We start from the raw sequence: 26964 nt of genomic DNA on the forward strand, positions 1-26964 counted from the left end.
CCGCCCGGGGGCCGGCCCTCCGGGCGGCCTGCCCTAACTCCCCTCCCCCACCAGGGAGTCGAGGATGCCGCCGACCGTCTCCTCGCTGATGTCCGGGTGCAGGAACGCCAGCCGGGCGACGGTCTCGCCCTCCCAGACACTGGGGGTCACGAAGGCCGTGCCGGCCGCCAACAGCCGCTTGGACCAGGCGTAGTAGTCCTCGGGACGCCATCCCGTGCGGCGCACCAGGACCACGGTCAGTTCCGGTTCCCGCAGCAGTTCCAGGCCGTCCCTCGCCCGCACCCGCTCGGCGGTCCAGCGGGCGATGCGGGCGCCGCGGGCGACGGCGTCGCGGTAGGCGTCGGTGCCGTGGACGGCCAGCGAGAACCACAGCGGCAGTCCGCGCGGGCGGCGGGTGAGGTGGTAGGCGTAGTCGCTGGGGTTCCACTCGCCGGGGGTGTCGCCGTCGGCGCCGTGGATGGCGTCGAGGTAGGAGGCGTCCTGGGTGTGCACCGCGCGGGCCAGGTGCGGCTCCCGGTAGAGCAGGGCGCCGCAGTCGAAGGGCGCGAACATCCACTTGTGCGGGTCCATGACCAGCGAGTCGGCGTGCTCGATGCCGCGGAGTCGGTCGCGGAGTTCGGGGACGAAGAGCGCGGCGCCGCCGTAGGCCGCGTCGACGTGCAGCCACAGCCCGCGGGTCCGGGCCTGCTCGGCGACGCCGGCCAGGTCGTCGACGATCCCGGCGTTGGTGGTGCCGGCGGTGGCGACCACCGCGACCACCGGCGCGCCGCCGTCCCGCTCGGCCGCGTCCAGGGCCGTGCGCAGCGCGTCCCCGGTCAGCCGGTGGTCCGCGGTCGGCACCACCAGCGGCTCCACGCCGATGATCCGCAGCGTGTTGCCGACGGAGGAGTGGACCTGGTCGCTGACGGCGATCCGCACCGGGGCGGCGTCGCCGAGGCCGCGGGTGCGGCGGCCGGTGTCCCGGGCGACGACGAGGGCGGAGAGGTTGCCGGCCGAGCCGCCGCTGACGAAGCAGCCGCCGGCGGCCGGGGGCAGTCCGGCGAGGTCGGCGAGGAGGCGCAGCACCTGGTTCTCGGCGGCCACCGCGCCGGACGCCTCCAGCCAGGACACCCCGTGCAGCGACGACGCGGAGAGCACCATGTCGAAGAGGGCTGCGGCCTTGGTGGGCGCACCGGGGATGAACGCCAGGAAGGCGGGGTGGTCGCAGGAGACGACGGTGGGTTCGAGGTCGTCGGTGTAGGTGCGCAGCACGTCGGCCACCGGGCGCGGGCCGGTGCCTATCGCGTCCTTGAGTGCGGTGGAGAGTTCGCCGACCTCGCCGAGGCGGCCCAGCGGCGGCGGGTCGAGCCGCAGCCGGTGGAGCAGGTGGTCCATGACCTGCTGGGCGAGTTCCTCGTCGTAAGCGTGCACGGGCGTCTCTCCTGTCGCGTAGCGGGATCCCACACTCCGGATCCAATGGGTCTCGATCAGATCCATTTACGGGAGCGTAAGTGTCCGCGGCAGGAAGCGTCAATCGGCGACTGCGACGACCGCACGCGGGCGGTGCCCTGGGGCCTCGCCCCCGGAAGCGCCCTAGTCGTGCGCCGCGAACTGGTCCAGGACGGTGAGGAACTGCCGGTGCGCGTCCCGCAGATGCTCCCGCATGGCCGCCTCCGCGGCCGCGCCATCGCCGGCCAACACCGCGAACGCGATCGCCTCGTGCTCCTCGCGGATGGCCAGCCCGAAGTCCCGGTCCGTGGGGTAGACCCGGCTCCAGTCCGAGCCCAGCCAGAGCGCGTTGCCGGCGACGAACATCTCGGCCCGCGCCCGGGTCACCGCCTCCGCCAGCACCTCGTTGCCGCCCGCGGAGGCCAGCCCGAGGTGGAAGCGGGTGTCGATCCGGTGGTACTCGCCCAGGTCCGTGACCTTGGCGTCGAGCAGCGCCACCAGCTCCCGGCGCGCCGCGCCGCCCCCGCGCTCGGCCGCCAGCCGGGCCGCGTACGGCTCGATGGCCTGCCGGTATTCCATGTAGTCGCGCAGCGACGCGCGGATCCCGGCGGTGACCGCGGCGCGCGCGCTGTCGCCGCCGGGCCGGGCCGGGGCGATCCGGGTGCCGCCCGCGCGCCCGAGGGTGGTGTGCACCAGCCCCTCGTCGGCCAGCTCGCGCAGCGCCTGTCGCACGGTGTTGCGCCCCACGCCGAACGCCGCGGCCAACTCCCGCTCCGGCGGCAGCCGGTCGCCCGGGCCGAAGCCGCCGAGCGCGATCCGCTGCCGCAGCGCCTCGGCCACCACCGCCCGCGAGGACTGCTGCCCCGCGCCGTTCAGCCGCTCGCCGTCGCCACTACGGGCCGACCCGCCGGAACCCTCGTCATGCACGCCGTCGCTCACGCTCCCAGCCTATTGGACTTCCCGCGGAACCTATTGACAGGCATCCGCCCCCCTCCTACGGTCACCTCATCATTTTTGGATCCCAGGCAAACCCATTGATTGGACGGCCGGACCGGGTGCACGCCCCGCCGCACCCCGCCGCGGTCCGCCGCTCCGTGGGACCGCCGTGAGGAGCGTCTTCATGAGCACAACCGCAGGTGCCCCAGCGAGCTCCGCCCCGGAGCCGAGCACCAGCGCCCCCGGCGCCGCCCCGGGCCCGGGCCCCGCGCGCCCGTCGAGCCCGTCGAGCCCGTCGAGCCCGTCGAGCCCGTCGAGCCCGTCGAGCCCGTCGAGCCCCTGGAAGATTGCCACCGCCTCGCTGATCGGCACCAGCGTCGAGTGGTACGACTTCGGCATCTACGCCACGGCGGCCGCGCTGGTCTTCCCCGAGCTGTTCTTCCCCGAGATGAACCGCGCCCTGGGCACCCTGATGTCCTTCGCCACGCTGTTCGTCGGCGCGCTGGGCCGCCCGCTCGGCGCGATCGTCTTCGGGCACGTCGGCGACCGGTACGGCCGCAAGAAGGCCCTCATCTGGTCACTGACCCTGATGGGCGCCGGCACCGTCGGCATCGGCCTGCTCCCCAGCTACCACACCATCGGAGTGGTGGCCCCGGTCCTGCTGGTACTGGTGCGGATGACCCAGTCGCTGGCCGTCGGCGGCGAGTGGGGCGGCGCGGTCCTCTTCGCCGTCGAGCACGCGCCGCCCCGCCGCAAGGCGTTCTTCGGCTCCTTCCCGCAAGTCGGCGACGGCGTCGGCTACTTCCTCTCCACCGGCGCGTTCGCCGCCGTCGGCCTGCTGGGCCACCGCGCCCTGCTCGACTGGGCCTGGCGGATCCCGTTCCTGCTCTCCGCCGTGCTGGTCATGGTCGGGCTGCTGATCCGGCGCACGATGGCGGAGTCCCCGGAGTTCGAGGCCGCGCAGCAGGCCGCCGAGGCCGAAAGCGACCGGGCCGGCGCCGGCGCGGCCCCCGCCGCCAAGCGCGACACCCCGTTCCTGTCCGTCCTGCGCCACGCCTGGCGGACCTGGCTGCTGGCCTCCGGCGCCTTCCTGATCACCGTCGGCGGCTACTACATCGTGGTCACCTTCATGTCCACCTACGCCGTCGACGACCTGGGCTTCTCCGATTCGCAGACGGCCGGCGCCGGGACCGCCGCCTCGCTCGTCGTGATCGTCTGCACGCCGCTCGCCGCCCTGGCCGCCGACCGCTTCGGGCTGCGTCGGATCACCCTCATCGGGATCCTGCTCCACGTCGCGGTCGCCTTCCCGATGTTCTGGCTCGCCGAGACCCGTTCGGTCCCCGGACTCTGGCTGGCCATGTGCCTGCCCATGCTGGCCAGCACCGTCGCCTACGCCGCGATCGGCACGTTGGTGTCCGGCTGGTTCGCCCCCCGCACCCGGTACACCGGCCTGTCGATGAGCTTCCAGACCGCCGGGCTCGTCGGCACCCTGGCCCCGGCCGCCACCACCTGGCTGTTCACCGCGTCCGGCAACTCCTGGACCCCGGTCGCCCTCGCGTTCGCCGCGATGGCCCTGCTCAGCGCGGTCTGCCTGGTCGCCCAGGGACGGCGGGGCACCCGCGACGGGTCGGACTGACACCGGTCGGAACGCGACTCAACGGGGCGCAACGGGCGGCCGGGAGGCGTCCGCGGAGGCGAAGCGCCGTGGCCGGAACCGGGCGGTCCGCGGGGTGCCGCCCACGGACCGTCGTCCGGCCGTCGCTCGCCCGGCGCCCCGCGGGGCGTCGCCGCGTCGGCCCGCCCCGCCCGCACTCATCGAGCGGCGCCGCTCCCCGGCCGGCCCTTCGCCGCGGACCCCATCGACGGCAGGTAGCGCGGCGCCCGCCAGGCGTCCAGGCGGTGTTCCACCGCGGCCCCCAACGACAGGAGCGCGCCGTCCTGGCGGGCACCGGCCATCAGGAGCAGGCCCACGGGGAGTTCGTGCACGAATCCGGCCGGCACCGACAGCGACGGGTATCCGGCCACGGCCGCGGGCGTGGACGACGGGATGACGTCGTTGTCGCCGCGTGCGCAGTCGGTCGTCCAGGCGGGCGGGTTGGTCGGCGCGGCGATGGCGTCCAGCCGGTGCGCGGCCATCGTCTCGTCGATGGAGCGCCGCGCCAGGTCCGTCAACTCCGCCCGGTCGGCGCGGTATCGGGGGTCGCTGGTGGACGGGGCGGCGAGCGCCCGTTCGAAGAGTTCCTGGCCGGCGAAGCAGGTGCGTTCGGCCGGGTGCGCGCGGTTGAACGCGATGAGCCCGGCGAGGTCCTGCGGGCCGTCGCGGGTGGGGAGGTAGGCGTCGATGTCCCGGTGGAACTCGCTCAGCAGCACCGGGAACTCAAGTTCCGCCAGGCGCTTCTGGTACGGCGGCGTCACCTCGACGACCTCGGCGCCCGCGGTGCGCAGCCGCTCGGCGGTCCGGGTCAGCACGGCGTCCACCTCCGGCCCGAGCGAGGGCAGCCGCCACAGGCCGATCCGCTTGCCGCGCAGACCGTCCGGGCGCAGCAGCCCCGCCGGCAGGCCGGCGGAGCCGTCGGCGGGCAGTCCCTGCCCGCCGCTGAGCACCGAGAAGGCGAGCGCGGTGTCGATCACGTTGCGCGCCATGGGCCCGGCGGTGTCCTGCTCGGCGGAGATCGGGACCACGCCGGACTGGCTGACCAGGCCGAGAGTGGGCTTGTGGCCGACCACCCCGTTCATCCCGGCCGGGCACACGATGGAACCGTCCGTCTCGGTCCCGACGGCCACCTGCGCCAACGACGCGGCGAGCGCGGCGGCCGAACCGGCGGAGGAACCGCACGGATTCCGGTCCAGGACGTAGGGGTTGTGGGTCTGTCCGCCCACCGCCGACCACCCCGACGTCGGCTTCTCGGCACGGAAGTTCGCCCACTCGGAGAGGTTGGTCTTGCCGAGGATCACCGCTCCCGCCGCGCGCAGCCGGGTCACCAGGGCGGCGTCGCGGTGCGGCGGACTCCCGGCCAGCGCCAGTGACCCGGCCGTGGTGGGCAGGCCGCGGGTGTCCACGTTGTCCTTGAGCAGGACGGGGATGCCGTCGAGCGGGCCGCGGAGGTCGCCGCGCCGCTGCCGGGCGTCGCTGGCGGCCGCCTGTCGCGGCGCTGTCGGATCGAGCCGCAGCACGGCGTGGATCGTGGGGTCGATGGCCGCGATCCGCCGCAGGTAGGCGGCGGTCAGCGCCGACGAGGTCAGGGAACCGTGCGCCCTGCGCGCCTGGAGTTCCGGGATGGTCACGGTGTCGAGGTCGACGCCGATGCGCGGGTCGTGGGCGTCGTGGCGGTCGGTGTCGGTGCGCGGCGCCGCCGCCCCACCGGCTTCCGCGGCGCCCGGGCGCGGGTTCGCCGCACCCGCGCACAGGGACCCCACCACCAGGGCACCGATCAACGTGGCGACGCTCCGCTTCCTCCTGCTCCTCATGAAGCCCAGCCGACTACACGCCCGCCCGCCCGCGCAAGGGCCTTTCGCGCCGCGCCCGGCGGGCGGGCCCGCGGGTGGCCGGACCGCCCGACGACGGTGCGGACAACCACCCGGCCGGCCGGCAGCGCGGCACCGGGTGCGCGGTACAGCGGCTGCGGTGGGTCACGCGTAACCACCGGCGAACGCAGGCCAACGGAGGCGCCACTGCGCCCCGTTGGGACGGAACGGGCCTCACGCCGCCCCCTCGGCCCCCTTCGCCTCTTCGGACCCCTTCGCCTCCTCGGCTTCCCGCGTGCCCTTCGTCGCCTTGCGGGCGACCGCGGTCTGGGCCATGCCGGGCAGGAAGTCGGTGAACAGCTCGTGCACCTCGTGCACCAGGGGGCGCAGTACCCGGAAGCGGGCCAGTGCCACGCCGCGCGCCGTCAGCCGGGCGCCGCGGCCGGCCAGCCGGCGGCTGCGCTCGCGCTCCGGGGAGCGGTCGAAGACCCAGTACAGCACCAGCCCCATCTGGGAGAGCCACATCAGCTCGGGCAGCGCCTCGGCGAGTTCCGCCGGCACCTTCGCCTTCGACCCGGCCAGCACCTCGCGGTGGACGTCGATGGCCGCCTGGCGGGCGTGCTCGGACTCGGCGGAGAAGGGGCTGAGCGGGCTCTCCGGGTCCGCCGCGTTCTTGAAGAACTGGGCCGCGAACTCGTGGTAGGGCGTGGCGATGTCCAGCCACGCCCGCAACACCCCGGCCAGCCGCTCCTCCAGGCCCGTCTCCCGGTCCAGCACCTCGCGGACCGCCGCCTGGTGCTCCTGGGCGATCCGGTCGTAGAAGCCCTGGATCAGGTGCTCCTTGCTCGCGAAGTAGTAGTACGCGTTCCCGACGGAGACCCCGGCCTCCGCGGCGACCGCCCGCATCGTGGTCTTGTCGTAGCCCCGCTCCTGGAACAGCCGCATCGCCGTCTCCAGGATCAGGGTGCGGGTCTGCTCGCTCTTGGTGGGTGGGGGCTGGTTCTGTGCTGGCACGGGGAGAGCCTAATCGGGCACCGCGCAGCCACCGCGGCAACCCCGCGCGGCGGCCGGACCCGGCCCGCGCCCGTCCCCCGGACCGGGCACCACCGTGTCGCCGGGCCGCGGACTACGGTGCGCGGCGCGGTACCGGGACGCGGCGAGGACCGCGCCACGGGCGAGCTGCTGCCCGGAGCGGGTGCCGAGCCGGTGGGCCAACGGCCGGTACTTCCGAAGCGCCCACAGGCACACCACCCAGGCGGCGGCGCCCCGGTACACCTGGCCGCCGTCCCCCACCACCGTGATCTCCTCCAGGGTGCCGGCGTGGTCCAGCTCCGGCAGCCGTTGCCGGGCCTGCGCGGTCCCGGCCGGCACCAGGTCCAGCGGCACCAACTGCCGCTGCCGCACGAGCCAGTCGCGCACGAACGCGCAGAGCGGACAGTGCGCGTCGTACAGGACGGTGAGCCGGCCGACCGGGGTGCCCGTGGCACCCCGGTCCCCGGGGACGGTCCTCGCCGTCATGCCTGCGCCGGCCCGAAGCTCGCGGGCTGGGTGTACCCCTGCGGCGGCACCGGCGGGGTCTGCTCCCGGTCCATCAGCCCGCGCCGGCGGAACTTGTTGAGCGCGAAGACGTTGCCGAGGTGCATCAGCCCGAGCACCAGCAGCACGACCCCGAGCTTCTTCGACAGCGCCTCGAAGACCTGTCGCGCGGTGGCGAGGGTGCCGTCGTCCTGGAGGTACAGGGTGACGAACCCGAGGTTGACGAGGTAGAAGCCGACCACGAGCAGGTGGTTGACGGCGTCCGCCAACTTCTCGTTCCCGCGCAGGACGTCGGCGAGGAAGATCCGGCCGTTCCGGCTGAGGGTGCGGGCGACCCAGACGGTGAGGCCGATGCTGACGACCAGGTAGATGACGTACGCGACGACGGTGAGGTCCACGTCCCGACTCCTTCTTGAACGTGTTCAAAAGCTCTTGCGGGAGACTCTAGACGCGTTTTTGAACACGTTCAAGTGCGGACGCGGCCGGACGCCGGGCCCAACACCGGGAGGGGTGACGACACCCCGGAAAACACAAGGGCGCGGCCCCCGATCGCCGTACCGGCGTACCGAGGACCGCGCCGCACCGGGGCCCGCGCCCCGTTCAGACCGCCGGCGTCGCCGCCCAACTGGCCAGGAGTTGCAGGCGCTCCGCCGTCTGCGAGCCCGGCTCCGCCGTGTAGACCACCAGCATCTGGCCCGCCTCCCCCGGCACGGCCAAGGTCTCGTACGGCAGCTCCAGTGCGCCCACCACGGGATGGTCCAGGCGCTTGACGCCGTAGCTCTTCTCCCGGACCTGGTGGTCCGCCCACAGCCGGCGGAAGTCCTCACTCCGCAACGACAACTCACCTACCAGCGTCGCCAGTTGGGCATCGTGCGGATGGCTTCCCGCGTCCAGTCGCAGATGGGCGACGGTCTCCGCGGCGACCGCCGGCCAGTCGGGGTACAGCTCACGGGAACGGGGGTCGAGGAACACCTGCCGCGGCATGTTGCGGTCCTCGGGCGCCATGCGCGAGAAGCCCACCATGGCGTCACCCAGGTCGTTCCAGGCGAGCACGTCCATGCGGCGGCCGAGCACGAAGGCCGGCGCCTTGTCGATGGTGTCCAGGAGCAGGCGCAGGCCGGGGCGGACCTGCTGGGGCGAGGCGCCGCCGGCGGGCGCGCGACGGGTGGCGGCGCGCCGGGCGGTGGGCCTGGCCACCCGCCGCAGGTACTCCTGCTCGGTGTCGTCGAGGCCCAGCACCCGCCCGACGGCGTCGAGGACGGCGTCCGAGACGGAGGGGCCGCGGCCCTGTTCGAGACGGATGTAGTAGTCGACGCTGACGCCCGCGAGCTGGGCGACCTCCTCCCGGCGCAGGCCCGGGACCCGCCGCCTGCCGTGCCCCGGCAACCCGACCTCCTCGGGTTGGATGCGAGCGCGCCGCGAGCGCAGGAAGTCGCCGAGTTCCCGGCCTATGGGTGTGTCCATGCCGCCGATCCTAGGCTCCGGCGCACCCCTCGATCCTGGTACTGCCGGACCCAGGAAAACGGCCACCCTGGGTAAGCCCGGCCACGGGGCGCAGGGTGGGTGACGTCGCCGGGAGACGCCCGGCAACACCACCCACCGCACCAGGAGTTCCCATGTCGTACGCCCCCCTCGCCGGTCGCACCGCCGTCGTCACCGGAGCCGCCAGCGGCATGGGCGAGGCCACCGCACGGACGCTCGCCTCGCACGGGGTGCGCGTGGCGCTGCTCGCCCGCCGGGCCGACCGGCTGACCGCACTGGCCGCCCGGATCGAGGCGGACGGCGGACAGGCCCTCGCGGTCCCCGCCGACGTCACCGACGCGGCCTCGGTGGACGCCGCGGTGGAGCGGATCCACACCGCGTACGGGGCGGTCGACCTGGTGGTCAACGCGGCCGGCGTGATGCTGCCCAACCCCGTCACCGACGGCCGCGCCGACGAGTGGCAGCGCATGCTCGACACGAACGTCGCCGGCGCACTGCGGGTCATCCGCGCGTTCACCCCGGACCTGATCGCGGCGGCCGCGGCGGGCCGGACCGCGGACCTCGTGAACGTCTCGTCCATCGGCGCCCACGTCGCCTTCCCCCACTACGCGGTCTACGGCGCGACGAAGGCCGCGCTCACCTACCTCTCCCAGTCCCTGCGCACCGAGTTGGGCCCGCGCGACGTGCGCGTCACCAACATTGAGCCCGGCCTGACCGACACGGAACTGGGCGGCCACGTCGACAACGCCGAACTCGCCGCCCAACTGGACGGCATGTTCGAGGCCCTGATCGGCCTCTCCGCCGACGACGTCGCGGACCTGATCGCCTACGCCACCAGTCGCGCCCGCCACGTCAACCTGCGCCAGGCCGTCGTGCTGCCGACGCGGCAGGCGTGAGCCCGTCCGGTGGTGCGGGCGGCCCCCTCGGCCGCACTACTTTCCCGAGGAGAAAGAACCTGGTACTTTCCTGACAGGAAACTAGATGCCGTAGAGGGCAGGGGGCCGCATGACATCCCATGACGCACAGGCCGCACAGGCCGCACTGGATGACGTCCGACGTCGGCGCGGACAGTCGCGCGCCGAGTACGTGCGCTACGGCCTCTCCCGGCCCTACCTCGCCGCCACGGCAGTGCTGGTGTTCGCGGCGTTCGCCTCCTTCGACCTGCCCAACCCCTGGGGCGGAGCCGTACTCCTCCCGTCGTTGGTGCTGTTCGCGGGCACGCTCGCGGTCTACCTGCGGCGGGCCTCCGTCCGCATGCCGCTCACCAGCAGGCAGGCGCTCCTCGCGGTGGCGCTCGGACTGGCCCTGGCGGCGGCGATCCGCCTGCTGTCGGGCGCCGCGGAGGCCGGGGGCGTGCCCGCACCGCACGCCGTGGTCTCCGCAGTGCTGTGCCTGGCGGGCACAGTCGTCGCAGACAGGTGGCGGGCCGTCGCCGTGGCCCGGGCACAGGACAAGAAGGCGGAGGCCGGACCGCGCTGATGGACGAAGACTTCAACGAGTTCCTGCACGTTCCCGCGCGACTGACGATCGTCGCGCTGCTGGCCCCGGCCAGTTGGCTGGAGTTCGGGTTCATGCGGGACGCGATCGACACCAGCGACTCCGCGCTCTCCAAGCAGGTTTCCGCACTCACGTCCAAGGGCTACGTCGAGGTCCGCAAGTACAAGACCCTCGGCGGGCGCCGCACCCTCGTGCGGCTCACCCCGGTGGGGCGGGAGGAATTCCGCCGCCACGCCGCGGCGTTGGAGCGGATCGCGGCGGCCGCGCACGCCCCGCAAGCCACCGGCCAGTCGGGCTGATCGGGGCCCGGACGGGTCGTTCGGACCCCGGCGGCCGGCAGGCGACCCCGAGAAAGGCGACCTGAACGACGTCCCCACGACGCGTACGGCGGCCACGCTCACCCGACGCGACGCCTGAACGCAGGCGGTGCCCGGCCCGGCCCGGCAGCCAGCCGGGCCGGCACTTCAGGCCGTGGACGAACGCCGGTCGGTGCGGGGCCGAGGTCCGACGAGGACGCGGGAGAGCAGACGCGGATCGGCGAGCGCCAGGGGCCCCGCGGTCATGTGGAAGAGGCTGGAGAACGTGGTGTAGACCTTCGGGTCGTGCGGGACGGTGTCGATCAGCCGGTTCATGAACCAGTTGCCGGCCTTGAGGGGCGAGACCGGCGATGACTGGTCCTGGCCCCAGGCGCGGTCGGGGATGGTCGCCATCAGCCACGAGGAGGCGGTGAGGCGGGCCAGTCGCTGCTGGAAGGCCCGTCCGTCGAAGGGGCTTCGAGCGCGCCGACCGCGGAGCATCTCGTCCAGGAGCCGCGCTTCGAGGGCCGCCATCGTCATGCCCTGACCGTAGGCGGGGTTGAAGGTGCACACCGAGTCCCCCAGGGCGATCAGCCCGTCGGGCCAGCGGGCGAGGCGGTGGTAGGCGGTCTTGCGGTTGACCGTGCGGGCGTAGCGACGCACGGAGGAGGTGGGGGTGAGGGGGGCGATGGTGTCGGCGATCGGGCCGCGCAGCGTCTTGGCGTACGCGAGGAAGTCGTCCTCACCGCGCGGGGGTTGGGTGCCGCCGGCTCCGTGCAGGGTGACGTGGAGCGTGTCGTCCTCGATCTGGATGGCGTAGCAGCCCCGGTCGAAGTCGGGAGCCCGCAGGGGTTGCAGCAGGCCCTTCCACCACGGCGGGCGGTGCCCTTCCGGGTAGGCGTAGGTGCGCGAGGCGTAGCCGACCTGGGCGTCGACGGTCGTGGTGTGAGGGGTGGGCAGTCCCAGTGCGGCCAGCCATTGCGGCAGGTGGGTGGAGCGGCCCGTGGTGTCCACCACGAGGTCCGCGGCGATCTCGTCCTCGCCGTCGACGCCCTTGACGCGCACCCCACGGACCGTGCCGGGGCCGGCGGTGCACAGGCCGGTGACGGTCAGTCCGTCCCGTAGGACGACGCGCTCCAACGCCGTCACCCGCCGGCGGAGCACGTGCTCCAGGAGGGGCCGGGAGAAGGTCTGGATGGGCATGCCCATCGGGGTGGGCGGTGGGGTGCCGTGGGGCAGCACGGCACACAGTCCCTCGCCCCAGTCCCAGACCGGCGCACCGGCCTGCTCCAACTCGGCCCGCAGCCCGGGGAAATACCCCTCGAACACCTCGGCACCGAGCGCCAACAGGCCGTGCACATGATGTCCCTGCGGCGCCCCGGCCCTCGGCGCGGACGCGCTCGGCAGGCGGTCGCGTTCGATGACGGTGACGGCCTCGCACACCTCGGCCAGGACCCGGGCGGCCGCCAGTCCCGCGATCCCCGCCCCCATCACCACCGCGTGCCGAACGTCCGTACCCATAGGCACACCCTCTCCCTCCCTGCCGCGGGCCTGACCCCGCCGCACCCGGGCCGTTCCCTGCCCCGATCGACCGACGAATATTCCACGCACGGCGAGCAAACGAGGACGCTCCGTAGCGGCGGGTACCTCCGGAGGCCATGCCGCTAGAGGACGGGGCCGGGGGCCGAGGCGTTCGTCCACACGAGGGCGCCAGGGCGGCCGCTGCCCGGCCACCCCTTGCGGGGCGGGGCCCGCCTGGCGGGCGGTCCCCGCCTGCGCGAGGGTGGCGCTAGGACGGCTTGCCGCCGCCCACCCGCGGTCCATGGCCGAACGGGCCGGCCCCGAGCCGCCACCGCCTCCGCAAAGGAACCCGCCATGTCGAACTTCGCCCCGTACCTGGAGCGCAACCAGGCCTTCGCGGCCTCCGGCGCCCAGGCCGACGTCCCGCAGATCCCGTTCGTCCCCTTCAAGCAGCTGTACCTGATCATCTGCATCGATCCGCGGGTGGAGCCGGCGGCGGTGCTGGGCGCCCGGCTCGGGGAGGCGATCGTCGCACGCAACATCGGCGGCCGCACGACGCCCGCGGTCATCAAGGACCTCGCCTGGATCGTGCACCTGCACGAGAACAAGACCCCCGACGCGGACTGGTTCGAAATCGCCGTCATCCACCACACCGACTGCGGCTCGGGCCTCCTCGCCGACGACGACCTGCGCGCCGGCTACGCCGCCCGCGGCGGCTGGGACGAACAGACCTCCTTGGAGATGGCCGTCCTGGACCCCTCCCAGACGGTCCAAAAAGACGTCGCCACCCTGCGCTCGGCCCCCGAACTCGCCTCGAGCATCGACCACATCAAGATCGGCGGCTACGCCTACGACCTCGACACCGGCAAGATCACCACCGTCGTACCACCCGACTGAACAGGTCGCCGTCGACCTCGGTAGCCGCGGTACGGCGACGAGACGGAGGCAACCTCATCCGACGGACCGGCCCTCGGGCTTCGGTGCGGCACGCCGTTGCCGCAAGACGAAGCGGGCCCCATACGCCACGGCCGGGAACCCCCACCACCGGCGCCTGGAGACCGGCCAAGGCAGATGACGCCCGCGCCCCGAGGACAACCAGTGAGAGACGGAACGTTGGTCTGCTACCGCTTGAAGCGAGCAGCAGGTTCGACACGGAGCGGCTCCGTCCCGCCCGGGACGGAGCCGCACGGTGCCGTCGGGGCTGATGCCGTCGGGGATGATCCGGCACCGGCAGATCCATCGAACATGGCGTTCATGGGCCGGCGCGCCTCGGACCGGTCCGGGCCACGGCCGGTGTGTCACTGCCAGCGGCGCTTGACGACCGCAGTGTTGGCGGCCCTGTCGTGCATGCACTGCCGGAACGGCTCGTTCCAAATGCATGACAACACGCTGATCAGGCCCAGAACCGGCACCATGCCGATGCCCAGGTAGGCCAGCCACCGTCCCAGCGCGTGGCCGAACCCGAGCTTGTTACCGGTTTCGACCTGGACCACGCGCAGGCCGCAGATGGCTTTGCCGACGGTGCCGCCCATCGCCATCGTCAGAGGTTCGAAGAAGAGGCCGACGAGCAGCGTCCAGGCGAAGAGGCCGAGGACCACGGGCGCCCCTCGGTCGTCTCCGGGTTTGAACATGCTGTACATCCAGATGTTCGTCGGCACCCAGGCGCCCGCGATCAACATCCCGATGATCAGGTAGTCGATGAAGCGGGCGAGCAGGCGCACGCCGGGGGCGGCGAGCGCCTGTGGGGGTGGGCCCTGCGGCCGGCCCATGGGCGGATGCATGGGCTCCGGCGCCCCGTACGGCGGCGGAACTGGGGACTGCGGCAGGTGAGGCTGAGGCGGCACGCCTTGCGGTTGACCGTAGTGCGGTTGCGTGGGACCGAAGCCGGGGCCGGGCTGGTTGGGGGACGGTGGCGACTGGAAACTACTCACAGAAGGTGATCCAAACCGATGCCGCGGCACCACGACAACCCGGGATGCACGAACAGGGCCATATCGACCGGCAGTTGTCCAACACGGCCCGACCGAACGCGGGCACCGGGAGACGTCTCCCCGCCGACCACCCGCCCCGACACGGACCGTTGAGCCGGCGGCCGCCTGGCGGGCCGTCGGCCAACGAGGGACCCGCGTCAGTCTTCCCCCTCCCACTTCTGCCTGCGGAGGAGCAGGAGGTGGTGCCGAGGGGGCCGACCGAGACCACGCTGGCGCTGCTACTGAAGGATGCGCGGCGGGAGGGGCAGGACCTTCCGGACTGACCTTCGCCCGGTTTCTGCCGAGGGCCGGGTAGCCGTGCTGACCGAGCTGCTGGCAGGTTACGGAGCGCGGCGGCGCACCGTGTCCAGACCGGCCATGCTCCGGTGCGGGAGGCGGTCGACATCGTCTGAAGCCGATCACCAGGCAGAGTTCGACATCGACACGGACGACGTGGGCGACGCACGCGTCGTCCACGTGAAGTCACACGACTGACTGCTCGGGAGTCCCTCAGGTGATTGCGGTCCGGCCGGCCCAGCTCGCCGCAGAACCGACGCACTCTCCCCGGATTCCCCCCAGGACGCCGGAGCGACACGAGGACAGGGCCCCGACCGGTAAGGGCCCGCGCCTCCGCTACACCCTCAGCGCACCCCAACAGCGGCAAGCGCACCCCTCTGAACTGCGGAAACACGCACCGGGAAATAGAGGTAGCACACCCCCCCGGACCCGCTCTTGACCTGCCCCTTGTCGTCGTGGCGCTTCGTTCGCAGCCAGATGTTCTCGAATTGGCGGCGGTTGTAGACGCGGCGGACGGCGGGGTCGTCGGGGGAGGCCGGGTCGTTGGCGATGACGTCGCCGGAGGGGGTGAAGCCGATGACGGTCATCAGGTGGCCGGCGGTGCCGTAGCCGGCGCCGTCGAGTTCGGTCTTGAGGAAGGACTGGGAGGTGATGACGGGGATGCCGGCGTGGACGAGGCGTTCGACGTCGGTGAGGGAGGAGAGGCGGGTGACGACGGCCTGGAGGTCGCGGTAGGTGGCGGCGTAGGCGGCGTTGAAGGGCCAGTTGCCGCAGCCTTCGTACTGGTAGTCGAAGGTGTAGCGGGCGGCGTGGCAGACCTGTGGGTCGGCGTAGGAGGGGTCGACCCAGGAGAGCTGCTGCTTAGTGGGACGGCGGCCCCAGTGCTCGATGATCATCTGGGAGGAGGTGGGGCTGCACCACGCCTCTCCCCCGTTGTCGTACTGCGGGTACTGGCCCTTGTGGATCTCCTGCGAGTAGCGCGGGACCTGGAGTTCGCGGCCGACGAGGCCGGGGGCGGAGGCCGGGACCTCGAAGCGGTCGGGGAGGTCGGAGGCCATCGCGCCGAGGCGCCAGACGGTGGGGGTGTCGGTGCTGCCGGGTCGGCGGTGGAGGGTGACGCGGAGTTGGTAGGCGGCCAGCCGGAGGCCGCTCGACGGGTCGTCGACGGCGAAGGTGTCGGTGGAGACGGCGCTCCGGCCGTCCTTCTGGTCGTCGACGGAGGTGCGCCGGATGTCGCTCTCGCCGTCGCCGGCGGTCCAGCGGCCCATGACGTACCAGGGGGTGCGGCTGCCGTCGGAGTAGGTTCCGCGCAGCTCGACGGCGATCCAGGTGCCGGCGGGGGTGTGCGCGTTCCAGGAGGCGACGGCCTCGGTGGCGGGGACCGGCAGGCGGTGCACCGGGCTGGTCCAGGTGGCGTACTCCCAGGTGGCGGTCTTGTTGGTGTGTGGGTCGCGGTAGACAGTGGTGCCGGCGGGGCGGGCGAGGGCGATGCCGGGGCGGGCGGCGGCCACGACGCGGGTGCCGTCGGCGGTGCCGTGGTGCCAGTCGGCGGCGGCGGTCCAGGCGTGGTAGTCCACGGGGCTCTTCGTTCGGGCGGTGGGGGCGGGAGGCGGCGGGACGGAGCGGCGGGCGGGTGCGCCGGCGGCCGCGGCCAGGGGCGGGGCGGCGGCGCCCGCGGCTGCGGCGAGCACGGCGGCCAGGACGGTGCGCCGGGGCGCGGAGCTGGTCATGTGGGGTCCCCCAGTCGGTGCGGACGGATCGCGGTGCGGGGTGGTACGGGGTGGTTCCGGTGGGCTCAACTATTGCCCTTGCGGGCGGGCTTAGGAAGGCGGTCCGACGCGCGTCGCGCCACGAATATTGGTGTGGACCACTGGCGTACGCTGGTGGGATGACCCCGCCCCCGGACCCGGTACTGACCTCGCTGGCCGCTCGGCTGCGCACCCTGCCGCCCTCCTGCGGCCCGGTGCGGCTGATCGCCGTGGACGGGCACGCGGGATCCGGCAAGAGCACCTTCGCCGGACGGCTGGCCGGGGCACTGGGCGGCGCCCCGGTGGTGCACACCGACGACCTCGCGACCCATGCGGAGCTGTTCGCCTGGAGCGGCCGGTTCCGGGAGCAGGTGCTGACGCCGCTGTCGCGGGGCGAGACGGCGCACTACGAGGTCTACGACTGGGTGCGGCAGGAGTTCGACGCGGTGCGGGAGTTGCCGCCGGAGCCGGTGGTGCTCGTCGAGGGCGTGGGCACCGGGCGGCGCGAGTTGCGCCCGTACACCGCGTGCCTGCTGTGGATGGAACTGGCGAGCGAACGTGCATGGGAACGGGGCCAACTCCGCGACGGCCCGGGGCTCTCCACGTTCTGGGATGGCTGGATTCCGGCGGAGCGCGCGCACTTCGCGGCGGATCCGTCCCGACCGCACGCCGATCTCCTGGTGCGCCAGGGGCAGATGGGGTACGAGGTGCTTGTGGGACCGGCCGACGCGCCGTGACCGGGCCCCGATTTCACCCTGCGTAGCCGACCGTGGCTGACACGCCGGCAGGCGCCGACCGGGACCCGCCGAGTGCGCCAACTCGGCTTGACCTGGGGGGCGTACAGGACTTACGTTCTCAATGTGCGGTTCAACGGACCGCCTGCAGACGCGAAGCCCCCGGTTGTTCCCCCGTGATCGGGGGCTTCGTCCTGTGCGGAAGACCTGCCGCGGCGCTCGCCGGGCGGCACTTTCCTCACCCTGGGTCACCGTTCTCTTCGCGCCGGTGCGCCCCCTCGTCCGCCCCTGCTTCCACCTCGTGCCGCCCTCTACGACCTGCACCGACAGCGCAGGTACGATGCGAGTCTGTGCCACCGCAGGACCCGGACCCGGGTGCGTGGCAGGGCAACTCCCGCCCGCCGCACGCCGGTTCGGCCAGGACCTACCCGGCCCTGGGCCCACGGCCCGGCACACGTCCGGTGGTACACCACGGGGGGACGTTTTGTGGGGGGACGGGATGGAAGTCGGCGCTCAGGGTTCGCCCGCCCCGGCCGAACTCGCTTGGCTGCGCGCGGTCGACGCCTACACCATGGGGGCCTACCCCCAGGCCGAGGAGGAGTTCCGGGCCGCGGTCCGACTCGATCCGTCGATGGCCGACGCCTGGCTCGGGCTGCACGCGCTGCGCGCGGACACCACCATGGCGCTGCTGCGGATGCACCAGCACCGGGACCGCTTCGGCGAGCAGCGCGCCCGGCACCGACGGTCCCTCAACTCGTGGTACTGGCTCGGCTGGTGGGTCCAGCCGGTGCTGGAGACCGGCCGTGACCTGCTGCTGGCGCACGCCTCGCACTGGCTCGACGGCCGCCACGTCGCCGAGTTGGACCAGGCGCTGGCCGGCTGCCCGCCGGTGGAGACCGACCCCCAGGTCCGGTTCCTGCACGCCTGCCGCGCCTATCTCGTCAAGGACTGGGACCAGCTCGTCCGGCACACCGAACCGCTGCTGGGCGATCCGGTGCTGGGCATCGAGGCGGGGCTGTTCGGCGGGATGGCACGGGTGCGGCTGGAGACGTACGGGCAGGCCGAACCACTGCTGGCCGCGGCCCTGATGCGCTGCCGCAGCGAGCAGCCGCAGCGCAAGGAGCTGCGGTACTGGCTCGCTCGCGCCTACGAGGGCACCGGCCGCAGTGCCGCCGCGCTCCCCCTCTACCGCGCGGTGCACCGGGTCGATCCGACGTTCATGGACACCGCAGCCCGGCTGGCCGCCATCGCGGAGGCGGACGGGCTGGACGAGGGCGCCGGACTGGCGACGGTCTCCGCCCAGGGCCCGGTGCAGGAGGCCGGCGGCGACCTCGACCCGTTGGCACCACTGGACCCGGTGGACGGCCGGGAGTTGCTGGTCGCCGACGAGCCGGTCGGGCCGCCGCCCGAGGCGACCGGACCGCCCGTCGGGGACGGCGGCGCGGCCCGGCGGAAGTCCGCCCCGCCGGGCCGTCGCGACCGTCCGCTCCTGCCCACCGGACCGGCCGACCCGGTGCTGCTGGAGAAGGCGCTGGCGGAGCTGGAGCGGATGGTCGGCATGGAGCCGGTCAAGCGGCACGTGCGGGCGCTGTCCGCGCAGTTGCGGATGGCCCGGCTGCGCGCCGGCCAGGGCCTGCCGGTGGCGCCCCCGAAGCGGCACTTCGTCTTCTCCGGGCCCTCGGGGACCGGCAAGACCACCGTGGCCCGGATACTCGGCCGGGTCTTCTACGCGCTGGGGCTGCTGGGCGGCGACCATCTCGTGGAGGCCCAACGGGCGGACCTGGTCGGAGAGTTCCTCGGCCAGACCGCGGTCAAGGCGAACGAACTGATCGACTCGGCGCTCGGCGGGGTGCTCTTCGTCGACGAGGCGTACAGCCTGTCCAACTCCGGTTACAGCAAGGGCGACGCGTACGGCGACGAGGCGCTGCAGGTCCTGCTCAAGCGCGCCGAGGACAACCGCGACCGGCTGGTGGTGATCCTGGCCGGCTACCCCGAGGGCATGGACCGGCTGCTGGCCGCCAACCCCGGGCTGTCCTCGCGGTTCACCAGCCGCGTCGACTTCCCCAGCTACCGGCCGCTGGAACTCACCAAGATCGGCGAGGTGCTGGCGGCGGAGAACGGCGACCGCTGGGACGAGGAGACCCGCGACGAACTGCGCAGCATCAACGGCCACGTCGTCGAGCAGGGCTGGATCGACGAGCTGGGCAACGGCCGTTTCCTGCGGACCCTGTACGAGAAGAGCTGCGCCTACCGCGACCTGCGGTTGTCGACCTGGCAGGGCACGCCCACCCGGGACGACCTCGCCACCCTCCGCCTGCCGGACCTGATGCAGGCGTACGGCGAGGTGCTCTCGGGGCGCGGGCCCGATCCGCAGACACCGCCCAAGGGGCTGGACTTCTAGGGCGTTTCTGACGCCCCAGGACGCCGACGGCCGGACGTGCGTGGGGGCGCGCCGGTCATCCGGCGCGCCCCCACGTCCGCGGGTCCGTGCGGCGGTCAGCCGGCCAGCGCGGGGTCCTCGGTCGCCAGGGGCGCCCCGTCCTGCGGTGCGCCGACCCGCTCGGTGCCGGTGCGGGGCGCCGGGCCGGCCGTCGGCTCCGTGCGGTGCGCCGGATCGCGGACCTCACCGACCAGCATCTCCAGGACGTCCTCCAGGGCGACCAGGCCGAGCACCCGGCCGCCGGCGTCGGCCACCGCGGCGAGGTGCGAGGCGGCCCGGCGCATCGCGGTCAGGGCGTCGTCCAGCGGCAGTTCGGCGCGCAGCGTGGTCATCGGGTGCCAGATCCGCTGCGGCACCGCCCGCTTCCGATCCTCCAGGTCCAAGACGTCCTTGACGTGCAGGTATCCCATGTAGACGCCGCCCGGCGCGCAGACCGGGAAGCGGGAGTAGCCGGTGCGTACGGTCAGTTCCTCCACCTGGCGGGGCGTCACCGTCGGCTCGACGGTGATCAGCCCGGCGGGGTCGAGGAGCACGTCGGTGACCGGGCGGCTGCCGAGTTCCAGGGCGTCGGAGAGCCGTTCCTGCTCGGCCGGGTCGAGCAGGCCCGCCTGCCCGGAGTCCTCGACGAGGTGGGTGAGCTGCTCGCTGGTGAAGACCGCCTCGACCTCGTCCTTGGGCTCGACGCCGAAGAGCCGCAGCACGCCCCTGGCCAGTGCGCCGAGCAGCGCGGTGACCGGGCGGCACAGTCGGGCGAAGGCGACCAGTCCGGGGCTGAACCACAGGGCGGTCTTCTCCGGCGCGGCCATCGCCAGGTTCTTGGGGACCATCTCGCCGATCACCAGGTGGAGGAAGACCACCAGGGCGAGGGCGAGGGCGTAGCCCAGCGGGTGGACCAGGGCCGCGGGCAGGTGGACGGCCTCGAAGAGCGGTTCCAGCAGGCTGGCGACGGTCGGTTCGGCGACCGCGCCGAGGGTCAGGGAGCAGACGGTGATGCCGAACTGGGCGGCGGCCATCATCTGCGGCAGGTTCTCCAGGCCGTGCAGGACCCGGCGGGCCCGTTTGGAGCCCATGGCCGCGAGCGGTTCGACCTGGCTGCGGCGGACCGAGACGAGGGCGAACTCGGCGCCGACGAAGAAGCCGTTGACGAGCACGAGCAGGACCGCGAAGAAGAGCTGGGCCACGGTCATCGGGCCACCTCCGCACCGGCCGCGACGCGCTCGCGGGCGGCCTCGGGAACGACGGGGGTCGCCAGCCGGACCAGCCGTATCCGCTCGGCACGGTGGTGCGTGACCAGCCGCACCCGCAGGCGCCACCCGTCGAGCTCCGCGGTGTCGCCGGGGGCCGGGATCCGGCCGAGTATGTGGGCGACCAGGCCGGCGACCGTCTCGTACGGGCCGTCGGGGGCGTCCAGGCCGATGCGGCGCAGGGTGTCGACCCGGCAGCCGCCGTCGGCGTCCCAGGCGGGGCGGCCGTCCTCGGGCGGGGCCTGGCCGAGTTCGGGCAGGTCCACCCGGTCGTGCTCGTCGCGGACCTCGCCGACGAGTTCCTCGATGATGTCCTCCAGGGTGACCACACCGGCGGTGCCGCCGTACTCGTCGACGACGACGGCGATCGGCTGCTCGCTGCGCAGTCGCTCCAGCAGCGGCTGCACCGGCAGCGTCTCGGGCACCAGCAGCGGCGGCACCGCGATCCGGGCCGCCGGGATGCGCAGTCGCTCCTCGGCGGGGACCGCCAGGGCGTCCTTGAGGTGCACCATGCCGACGATCTCGTCGAGCCGGGTGCGGTAGACGGGGAAGCGGGAGAGGCCGGTGGCCCGGGTGAGGTTGACGACGTCCGCGGCGGTGGCGTTGGCCTGGAGGGCGCTGACCCGGACGCGGGGCGTCATCACGTTCTCCGCGGTGAGGTCGCCGAGCGAGAGGGTGCGGACGAAGAGGTCCGCGGTGTCCTGCTCGATCGCACCGGCCCGGGCGGAGTGCCGGGCCAGCGAGACCAGCTCGCCGGGGGTGCGGGCGGAGGCCAGTTCGTCGGTCGGCTCCACGCCCAGGGCGCGGACCAGTCGGTTGGCGACGGTGTTCAGCATGGTGATCACCGGCCGGAAGAAGCGGGAGAACGCGCCCTGGGGGCCGGCGACGAAGCGGGCGACCTGGAGCGGCTTGGAGACCGCCCAGTTCTTGGGCACCAGCTCGCCGACGACCATCTGGACGGCGGAGGCCACCAACATGCCGATGACCACCGCGATGCCCGGGACGGCGCCCTTGGGCAGGCCGAGGGCGAGCAACGGACCGGACAGGAGTTCGGCCAGCGCCGGCTCGGCGAGCATGCCGACCACCAAGGAGGTGATGGTGATGCCCAGTTGGGTGCCGGAGAGCTGGAAGGAGAGTTCGCGCAGTGCGGAGACCACGGTGCCGGCCCGGCGGTCGCCGTCGGCGGCGGCCCGTTCGGCGTCCGCCTTCTCGACGGTGACGAGGCCGAACTCGGCGGCCACGAAGAAGCCGTTGGCCAAGATCAGTACGAGTGCCGCAAGGAGGAGCAGCAGGGGGCCGGTCATGCCGCCGCCTCCGTCGTATGCGGGGGTTCGGGAGGGGCGGCGCAGGTACTACAGGACGATCCGTCCATTGCCGGAGGGAGTCACTCCTCGGGTCGTTGGGTCCCACTCAAGGGGAGGGGTGCGGGTGCACCCCGGAGAACAGAGTAAACAGCGGGGCCCGCCTTGCGGCAGGGTCAGCGGGCCGTGTGGTCGACGGCACCGTGCCGCTCGACGAGGTCGCGGAGCGCACGGGCGTCGCGGATGGCCTGCTCCCGGGCGATGCCGGGCTGGATGCCCATCGCGGGCAGGCTGGTGCCGTCGGCGAGGTCCAGATGGACCCAGGGGTCGCCGGCTCGGAGGTTGACGCGCAGGACCTGGGCCCACGCCAGGTCGCGCCGGGTGGTGAGGTTGACGACCGTGACGCCCTCCGGCCGCGCGACGACCCGGGGGCGGCCGAGCAGCAGGAGGACGGCGCCCACGAGCACCCCGGTGCCGGCGAAGCTGATCCGCTCGCCGCCGCTCAGCTCCGGCAGCAGCACCGCGATCGCGGTGAGGGCGGCGAGCTGGGCGATCCCGACGGTGTACAGGACGGCCCGGGTGCGGGACGGCCGGAAGGTCACCGGGAGGGCGGGCGGGGCGGCAGCGGGGGACGCGGGCGCGGACACGTGTCGTCTTCCGTCAGGAGGGGGTGGGAGTGCTGGCGGCGGTGCGTCAGAGCCGGCAGGCGTGGATGCCGGTGGTCAGGATCGCCCGGGCGCCGAGGTCGTACAGCTCGTCCATGATGCGCTGGGCGTCCTTGGCCGGGACCATGGAGCGGACCGCGACCCAGCCTTCGTGGTGCAGCGGGGAGACGGTGGGGGACTCCAGGCCCGGGGTGAGCGCCACGGCCTTCTCGACCTGGTCGACGCGGATGTCGTAGTCCATCATCACGTACCGGCGGGCCACCAGGACGCCCTGCATGCGGCGGAGGAACTGGCGGACCTTCGGGTCGTCGTCCGGGGCGCCGGTGCCGCGGATGACCACGGCCTCGGACTTCAGGATCGGCTCGCCGATGATCTCCAGGCCGGCGTTGCGCAGGGTGGTGCCGGTCTCCACGACGTCGGCGATGATCTGGGCGACGCCGAGCTGGATGGCGGTCTCCACCGCGCCGTCGAGGTGGACGACGGAGGCGTCCACCCCGTTGTCGGCGAGGTGCTTGGTGACCAGGCCGGAGAAGGAGGTGGCGATGGTCATCCCGCCGAACTCGCTGACGTCCTTGGCGGTGCCGGGACGGGTGGCGTAGCGGAACGTGGAGCCGGCGAAGCCGAGCTGGAGGATCTCCTCGGCCGGCGAGCCGGAGTCCAGCAGCAGGTCGCGGCCGGTGATGCCGATGTCGAGCTTGCCGGAGCCCACGTAGACCGCGATGTCGCGGGGGCGCAGGAAGAAGAACTCGACGTCGTTCTCCGCGTCGACCAGGACCAGTTCGCGGCGGTCCTTGCGCTGGCGGTAGCCGGCCTCATGGAGCATCGCCGACGCAGGCTCGGACAGTGAACCCTTGTTGGGGACAGCGATGCGCAGCATGACGGCGATTTCCTTTGCAGCTAAGGGAGTTGGGGACGTGCGTGGGGGGGGTGGATCAGAGGTGGGCGTAGACGTCGTCGAGGGAGATCCCCTTGGCGACCATCATCACCTGGAGGTGGTAGAGGAGCTGCGAGATCTCCTCGGCGGCGGCGTCGTGGGACTCGTGCTCCGCGGCCATCCACACCTCCGCGGCCTCTTCGACGATCTTCTTGCCGATCGTATGGACACCGGCCTGCACCAGTTCGGCGGTGCGGGAGGTGGCGGGGTCGCCCGTGGCGGCCTTCTGCTGGAGCTCGGCGAAGAGCTCCTCGAACGTCTTCTTGGACATGATGGCGCCTACCCTACGCGGTGACGTCACAGCAGCGCGCAGCGCCTCGACCGAAGGGTGGGGGCGGGCGCCGGGCGGGATGCTCAGCGCCAGGGCTCCGCGACGGTGCGGAGCGTCGCGGCGGTGGCGACGGCGGCGGTGACCGCCTCGTGCCCCTTGTCCTCGACGGATCCGGGCAGTCCGGCGCGGTCCAGCGCCTGGTCCTCGGTGTCGCAGGTCAACACGCCGAAGCCGACCGGAACGCCGGTGTCCACCGCGACCTGGGTCAGGCCCTGGGTGACGCCCTGGCAGACGTAGTCGAAGTGCGGGGTGCCGCCGCGGATCACCACGCCGAGCGCGACCACCGCGTCGTAGCCGCGGCCGGCCAGGACCTTGGCGACCACCGGCAGCTCGAAGGTGCCGGGCACCCGCAGCAGCGTCGGCTCGTCGATGCCCAGGTCGCCCAAGGCCCGCAGCGCGCCGTTGACCAGGCCGTCCATGACCTGCTGGTGCCACTGTGCGGCGATCACGGCCACCCGCAGGTCGCCACAGTTCTTCACGGTCAGTTCGGGTGCGCCCTTGCCGCTCATGCTTCTCCTCGTACGGGTGATGCGTCGGTGTTCGGTTGACGGGGTGGTGGGGTGGTCACTGGTTGGCGCAGGTGCTCGGTGCGCCGTCCAGCCAGGGCAGGTCGTGGCCCATCCGGTCGCGCTTGGTGCGCAGGTACCGCAGGTTGTGCTCGCCGGCCTGGACGGGCATCGGCTCGCGGCCGGTGACGGTGAGGCCGTGGCGCACCAGGGCGGCGGTCTTCTCGGGGTTGTTGGTCATCAGGCGCAGCGAGCGGACGCCGAGGTCGCGGAGCATCTGGGCGCCGGCGCCGTAGTCCCGGGAGTCGGCCGGCAGCCCCAGTTCGAGGTTGGCGTCGAGGGTGTCCCGGCCGCGCTCCTGGAGTTCGTAGGCGCGCAGCTTGGACAGCAGTCCGATGCCGCGTCCCTCGTGGCCGCGGAGGTAGACCACCACGCCGCGGCCGGCCTCGTCGATCCGGCGCAGCGACTCCGCCAGCTGGGGGCCGCAGTCGCAGCGCTGCGACTGGAAGACGTCGCCGGTCAGGCATTCGGAGTGGATCCGGACCAGGACGTCCTCGCCGTCGCCGAGGTCGCCGGCGACCAGGGCGACGTGCTCGACGCCGTCGACCGTGGAGCGGTAGCCGTGGGCGGTGAACTCGCCGTGCGCGGTGGGCAGCCGGGTGGTGGCCTCGCGGCGGACGGTGGGTTCGGCGGAGCGGCGGTAGGCGATCAGGTCCTCGATGGAGATGATCGCCAGGCCGTGCTTGCGGGCGAACGGGACCAGCTCGGGCAGCCGCAGCATGGTGCCGTCCTCGCCGGCGATCTCGACGATGGCGGCGGCCGGGCGCAGTCCGGCCAGGCGGGCGAGGTCCACCCCGGCCTCGGTGTGGCCGTTGCGGACCAGGACGCCGCCGGGCTTGGCGCGCAGCGGGAAGACGTGGCCGGGCCGGACGAAGTCGCCGGCGGTCGAGTCGCCGGCGGCCAGCAGCCTGAGGGTGGTGGCGCGGTCGGCGGCGGAGATGCCGGTGCTGACGCCGTGCGCGGCGGTGGCGTCGACCGAGACGGTGAAGGCGGTGCCCATCGACTCGGTGTTCCGGTCGACCATCTGCGGGAGGTCGAGGCGGTCCAGTTCGGGGCCCTCCATGGGGGCGCAGATCAGGCCGCGGCACTCGCTCATCATGAACGCGACGATCTCCGGGGTGGCCTTCTCGGCCGCGACGATCAGGTCGCCCTCGTTCTCCCGGCTCTCGTCGTCGACCACGACGACCGGCCGGCCGGCGGCGATGTCGGCGAGGGCCCGCTCGATCGGGTCGAGCGTGAGCGCGCCGGTCCCGGCCTCGCCGTACCAGCTCTGCAGTGCGGTCATGCTGCGGCTCCTTCCAGTGCGGGGCGGTCGGCGGCGGCGGTCCGCGAGCGGAGCCACCAGTCGCGCATGCCCCATGCGACGAGCGCGAGGTAGACGACGTAGACGAGCCCGGAGAAGGCCAGGCCGCTGCTGAAGGCGAGCGGGACGCCGACCACGTCGACCAGCAGCCAGGCGAACCAGAACTCGACCAGCCCGCGGGCCTGGGCGACCATCGCGGCGAGCGTGCCGACGAAGATGTAGGCGTCCGGCCAGGGGTTCCACGACAGCTGCGGGACCAGGGCGAACAGGCCGCCGACGGCGAGGGTGCCGAGGGCGGTGCCGCCGATCAGCAGCCCGCGCTCACGCCAGGTGGCGAACCGGACGGCGATCGAGCCGTCCTGGGCCTGCCGGCGGCCGCGCTGCCACTGCCGCCAGCCCCACAGCGCCACGCCGATGACCAGCAGTTGCTTGCCGACGCCGCCGCTGAGATGGGCAGAGGCGTAGGCCGCGACGAGGATGACGCCGGAGAGGAACTGGGTGGGCCAGGTCCAGATCGAGCGTCGCCAGCCGAGCGCGAGGGCGGCCAGGCCGACAGTGTTGCCGATCATGTCGGACCAGATGACCCGCTGGCCGAAGGCGGTGAAGGCCGGGCCGTTGAGCCAGTCGAGGACGCTCACCGGTCCATCTCCTTGATCTCCGCGAGGTCGTCGGCGTCCTGGCCGCCCCGGCCGAGCAGCCGCTCGACGTACTTGGCGAGCACGTCCACCTCCAGGTTGACCGGGTCGCCGGGCGCCTTGATGCCGAGCGTGGTCAGGGCGAGGGTGGTGGGGATGAGGCTGATGGTGAAGTGGTCGTCGGCTGCGTCGACGACCGTGAGGCTGACGCCGTCGACCGTGATGGAGCCCTTCTCGACGACGTAGCGGGCGAGTTGGGCGGGCAGCGCCACCTTCACCAGCTCCCAGCGTTCGCCGGGGGTGCGCTCGACGATGGTGCCGGTGCCGTCGACGTGGCCCTGGACGAGGTGGCCGCCGAGCCGTCCGCCGAGGGCCATCGGGCGCTCCAGGTTGACCCGGGAGCCGGTGGTCAGCGCGCCGAGGCTGGAGCGCTGCAGGGTCTCGGCCATCACGTCGGCGGTGAACTCGCCGTCCGCGGTGTCCACGACGGTCAGGCAGACGCCGTTGACGGCGATCGAGTCGCCGTGCTTGGCGCCCTCGGTGACGACGGGGCCGCGCAGGCGGAAGAGGGAGCTGTCGCCGAGGTTCTCGACGGCGACGACCTCACCCAGTTCTTCGACGATTCCGGTGAACAC

Annotated in this window: 26 protein-coding genes; 7 read left to right on the forward strand and 19 right to left on the reverse strand. The window is 73.1% G+C overall.

Translation table 11 applies throughout. The features are described from left to right. Positions 1-33: 33 nt before the first annotated feature. Both ABD385_RS18535 and ABD385_RS18540 read right to left on the reverse strand, forming a co-directional pair. Positions 34-1410 (reverse strand): pyridoxal phosphate-dependent decarboxylase family protein, encoded by a 1377-nt coding sequence (locus ABD385_RS18535; RefSeq protein ID WP_344577150.1) that lies wholly within the window; start codon positions 1408-1410, stop codon positions 34-36. Between the two features lie 162 nt (positions 1411-1572). Further along, positions 1573-2367, reverse strand: a complete 795-nt coding sequence (locus ABD385_RS18540; RefSeq protein ID WP_344577153.1) for a FadR/GntR family transcriptional regulator — start codon at positions 2365-2367, stop codon at positions 1573-1575. Positions 2368-2548: 181 nt separating this feature from the next. Here ABD385_RS18540 and ABD385_RS18545 point away from each other — a divergent pair, with 181 nt between their 5' ends. After that, complete coding sequence (locus ABD385_RS18545) at positions 2549-4000, forward strand: MFS transporter (protein ID WP_344577156.1); 1452 nt, start codon at positions 2549-2551, stop codon at positions 3998-4000. A gap of 176 nt (positions 4001-4176) precedes the next feature. Here the strand turns inward: ABD385_RS18545 and ABD385_RS18550 are convergent, their stop codons facing one another. The 5 genes from ABD385_RS18550 to ABD385_RS18570 form a co-directional block, all read right to left on the reverse strand. Further along, complete coding sequence (locus ABD385_RS18550) at positions 4177-5832, reverse strand: amidase (protein WP_344577159.1); 1656 nt, start codon at positions 5830-5832, stop codon at positions 4177-4179. A gap of 231 nt (positions 5833-6063) precedes the next feature. Next, the gene (locus ABD385_RS18555) at positions 6064-6774 is read right to left on the reverse strand and encodes a TetR family transcriptional regulator (RefSeq protein WP_425585433.1); all 711 of its coding nucleotides are present in this window, start codon (positions 6772-6774) and stop codon (positions 6064-6066) included. Positions 6775-6852: 78 nt separating this feature from the next. Continuing rightward, entirely contained in the window at positions 6853-7347 is a 495-nt protein-coding gene (locus ABD385_RS18560; RefSeq protein ID WP_344577165.1) for a thiol-disulfide oxidoreductase DCC family protein, read from the reverse strand. Then, entirely contained in the window at positions 7344-7763 is a 420-nt protein-coding gene (locus ABD385_RS18565; protein ID WP_344577168.1) for a hypothetical protein, read from the reverse strand. Before ABD385_RS18565 ends, ABD385_RS18560 begins: the two co-directional genes overlap by 4 nt. A gap of 202 nt (positions 7764-7965) precedes the next feature. Beyond that, positions 7966-8829, reverse strand: a complete 864-nt coding sequence (locus ABD385_RS18570; RefSeq protein WP_425585431.1) for a helix-turn-helix transcriptional regulator — start codon at positions 8827-8829, stop codon at positions 7966-7968. A 152-nt stretch (positions 8830-8981) separates the two neighbouring features. Here ABD385_RS18570 and ABD385_RS18575 point away from each other — a divergent pair, with 152 nt between their 5' ends. The 3 genes from ABD385_RS18575 to ABD385_RS18585 all read left to right on the forward strand — a co-directional run bounded on the left by ABD385_RS18575 (position 8982) and on the right by ABD385_RS18585 (position 10643). Further along, on the forward strand, positions 8982-9743 hold the full coding sequence (locus ABD385_RS18575) for an SDR family oxidoreductase (RefSeq protein WP_344577170.1): 762 nt from the start codon (positions 8982-8984) through the stop codon (positions 9741-9743). A 109-nt stretch (positions 9744-9852) separates the two neighbouring features. Then, entirely contained in the window at positions 9853-10326 is a 474-nt protein-coding gene (locus ABD385_RS18580) for a hypothetical protein (protein ID WP_344577174.1), read from the forward strand. Continuing rightward, the gene (locus ABD385_RS18585) at positions 10326-10643 is read left to right on the forward strand and encodes a transcriptional regulator (protein ID WP_344577176.1); all 318 of its coding nucleotides are present in this window, start codon (positions 10326-10328) and stop codon (positions 10641-10643) included. Before ABD385_RS18580 ends, ABD385_RS18585 begins: the two co-directional genes overlap by 1 nt. A gap of 165 nt (positions 10644-10808) precedes the next feature. Here ABD385_RS18585 and ABD385_RS18590 read toward each other — a convergent pair whose 3' ends face one another. Then, complete coding sequence (locus tag ABD385_RS18590; protein WP_344577179.1) at positions 10809-12161, reverse strand: NAD(P)/FAD-dependent oxidoreductase; 1353 nt, start codon at positions 12159-12161, stop codon at positions 10809-10811. A gap of 354 nt (positions 12162-12515) precedes the next feature. Between ABD385_RS18590 and ABD385_RS18595 the strand changes: the two genes are divergently transcribed. Further along, complete coding sequence (locus tag ABD385_RS18595) at positions 12516-13058, forward strand: carbonic anhydrase (protein WP_344577181.1); 543 nt, start codon at positions 12516-12518, stop codon at positions 13056-13058. Between the two features lie 401 nt (positions 13059-13459). Here ABD385_RS18595 and ABD385_RS18600 read toward each other — a convergent pair whose 3' ends face one another. Then, positions 13460-13930, reverse strand: a complete 471-nt coding sequence (locus ABD385_RS18600) for an RDD family protein (RefSeq protein WP_344577184.1) — start codon at positions 13928-13930, stop codon at positions 13460-13462. An 842-nt stretch (positions 13931-14772) separates the two neighbouring features. Then, a complete protein-coding gene (locus ABD385_RS18605; protein WP_344577186.1) occupies positions 14773-16158 on the reverse strand; it encodes a peptidase C39 family protein in 1386 nt (461 codons plus the stop codon). A gap of 158 nt (positions 16159-16316) precedes the next feature. On the opposite strand from ABD385_RS18605, the gene ABD385_RS18610 reads away from it, so the two are divergent. Then, the gene (locus ABD385_RS18610; protein WP_344577188.1) at positions 16317-16913 is read left to right on the forward strand and encodes a uridine kinase family protein; all 597 of its coding nucleotides are present in this window, start codon (positions 16317-16319) and stop codon (positions 16911-16913) included. A 496-nt stretch (positions 16914-17409) separates the two neighbouring features. Next, positions 17410-19311 carry an AAA family ATPase gene (locus ABD385_RS18615; protein ID WP_344577191.1) on the forward strand — a complete coding sequence of 634 codons (1902 nt, stop codon included), beginning with the start codon at positions 17410-17412 and terminating at the stop codon, positions 19309-19311. Positions 19312-19406: 95 nt separating this feature from the next. On the opposite strand, the gene ABD385_RS18620 is transcribed toward ABD385_RS18615, so the two are convergent. The 9 genes from ABD385_RS18620 to ABD385_RS18660 all read right to left on the reverse strand — a co-directional run bounded on the left by ABD385_RS18620 (position 19407) and on the right by ABD385_RS18660 (position 26964). After that, positions 19407-20537 (reverse strand): hemolysin family protein, encoded by a 1131-nt coding sequence (locus ABD385_RS18620; protein WP_344577194.1) that lies wholly within the window; start codon positions 20535-20537, stop codon positions 19407-19409. Beyond that, entirely contained in the window at positions 20534-21898 is a 1365-nt protein-coding gene (locus ABD385_RS18625) for a hemolysin family protein (protein ID WP_344577198.1), read from the reverse strand. Before ABD385_RS18625 ends, ABD385_RS18620 begins: the two co-directional genes overlap by 4 nt. Before the next feature lie 173 nt (positions 21899-22071). Continuing rightward, positions 22072-22542, reverse strand: coding sequence for a PH domain-containing protein (locus tag ABD385_RS18630; protein ID WP_344577201.1), 471 nt, complete (start codon positions 22540-22542; stop codon positions 22072-22074). 46 nt (positions 22543-22588) lie between these two features. Beyond that, on the reverse strand, positions 22589-23437 hold the full coding sequence (hisG, locus tag ABD385_RS18635) for an ATP phosphoribosyltransferase (protein ID WP_016571914.1): 849 nt from the start codon (positions 23435-23437) through the stop codon (positions 22589-22591). A 55-nt stretch (positions 23438-23492) separates the two neighbouring features. Further along, positions 23493-23765: a phosphoribosyl-ATP diphosphatase gene (locus ABD385_RS18640; protein ID WP_016571913.1), complete on the reverse strand. Its 273-nt coding sequence runs from the start codon at positions 23763-23765 to the stop codon at positions 23493-23495. An 83-nt stretch (positions 23766-23848) separates the two neighbouring features. Continuing rightward, positions 23849-24334 carry a 6,7-dimethyl-8-ribityllumazine synthase gene (gene ribH / locus ABD385_RS18645; RefSeq protein WP_344577214.1) on the reverse strand — a complete coding sequence of 162 codons (486 nt, stop codon included), beginning with the start codon at positions 24332-24334 and terminating at the stop codon, positions 23849-23851. A gap of 55 nt (positions 24335-24389) precedes the next feature. Then, positions 24390-25676 carry a bifunctional 3,4-dihydroxy-2-butanone-4-phosphate synthase/GTP cyclohydrolase II gene (locus tag ABD385_RS18650; RefSeq protein WP_344577215.1) on the reverse strand — a complete coding sequence of 429 codons (1287 nt, stop codon included), beginning with the start codon at positions 25674-25676 and terminating at the stop codon, positions 24390-24392. Next, positions 25673-26332 carry a nicotinamide mononucleotide transporter family protein gene (locus ABD385_RS18655; RefSeq protein WP_344577224.1) on the reverse strand — a complete coding sequence of 220 codons (660 nt, stop codon included), beginning with the start codon at positions 26330-26332 and terminating at the stop codon, positions 25673-25675. Before ABD385_RS18655 ends, ABD385_RS18650 begins: the two co-directional genes overlap by 4 nt. Then, positions 26329-26964: a riboflavin synthase gene (locus ABD385_RS18660; RefSeq protein ID WP_344577227.1), complete on the reverse strand. Its 636-nt coding sequence runs from the start codon at positions 26962-26964 to the stop codon at positions 26329-26331. The genes ABD385_RS18655 and ABD385_RS18660 overlap by 4 nt, the downstream gene beginning before the upstream one ends.

It is taken from the genome of Streptomyces lunalinharesii (assembly GCF_039532155.1).
GTDB lineage: Bacteria > Actinomycetota > Actinomycetes > Streptomycetales > Streptomycetaceae > Streptomyces > Streptomyces lunalinharesii.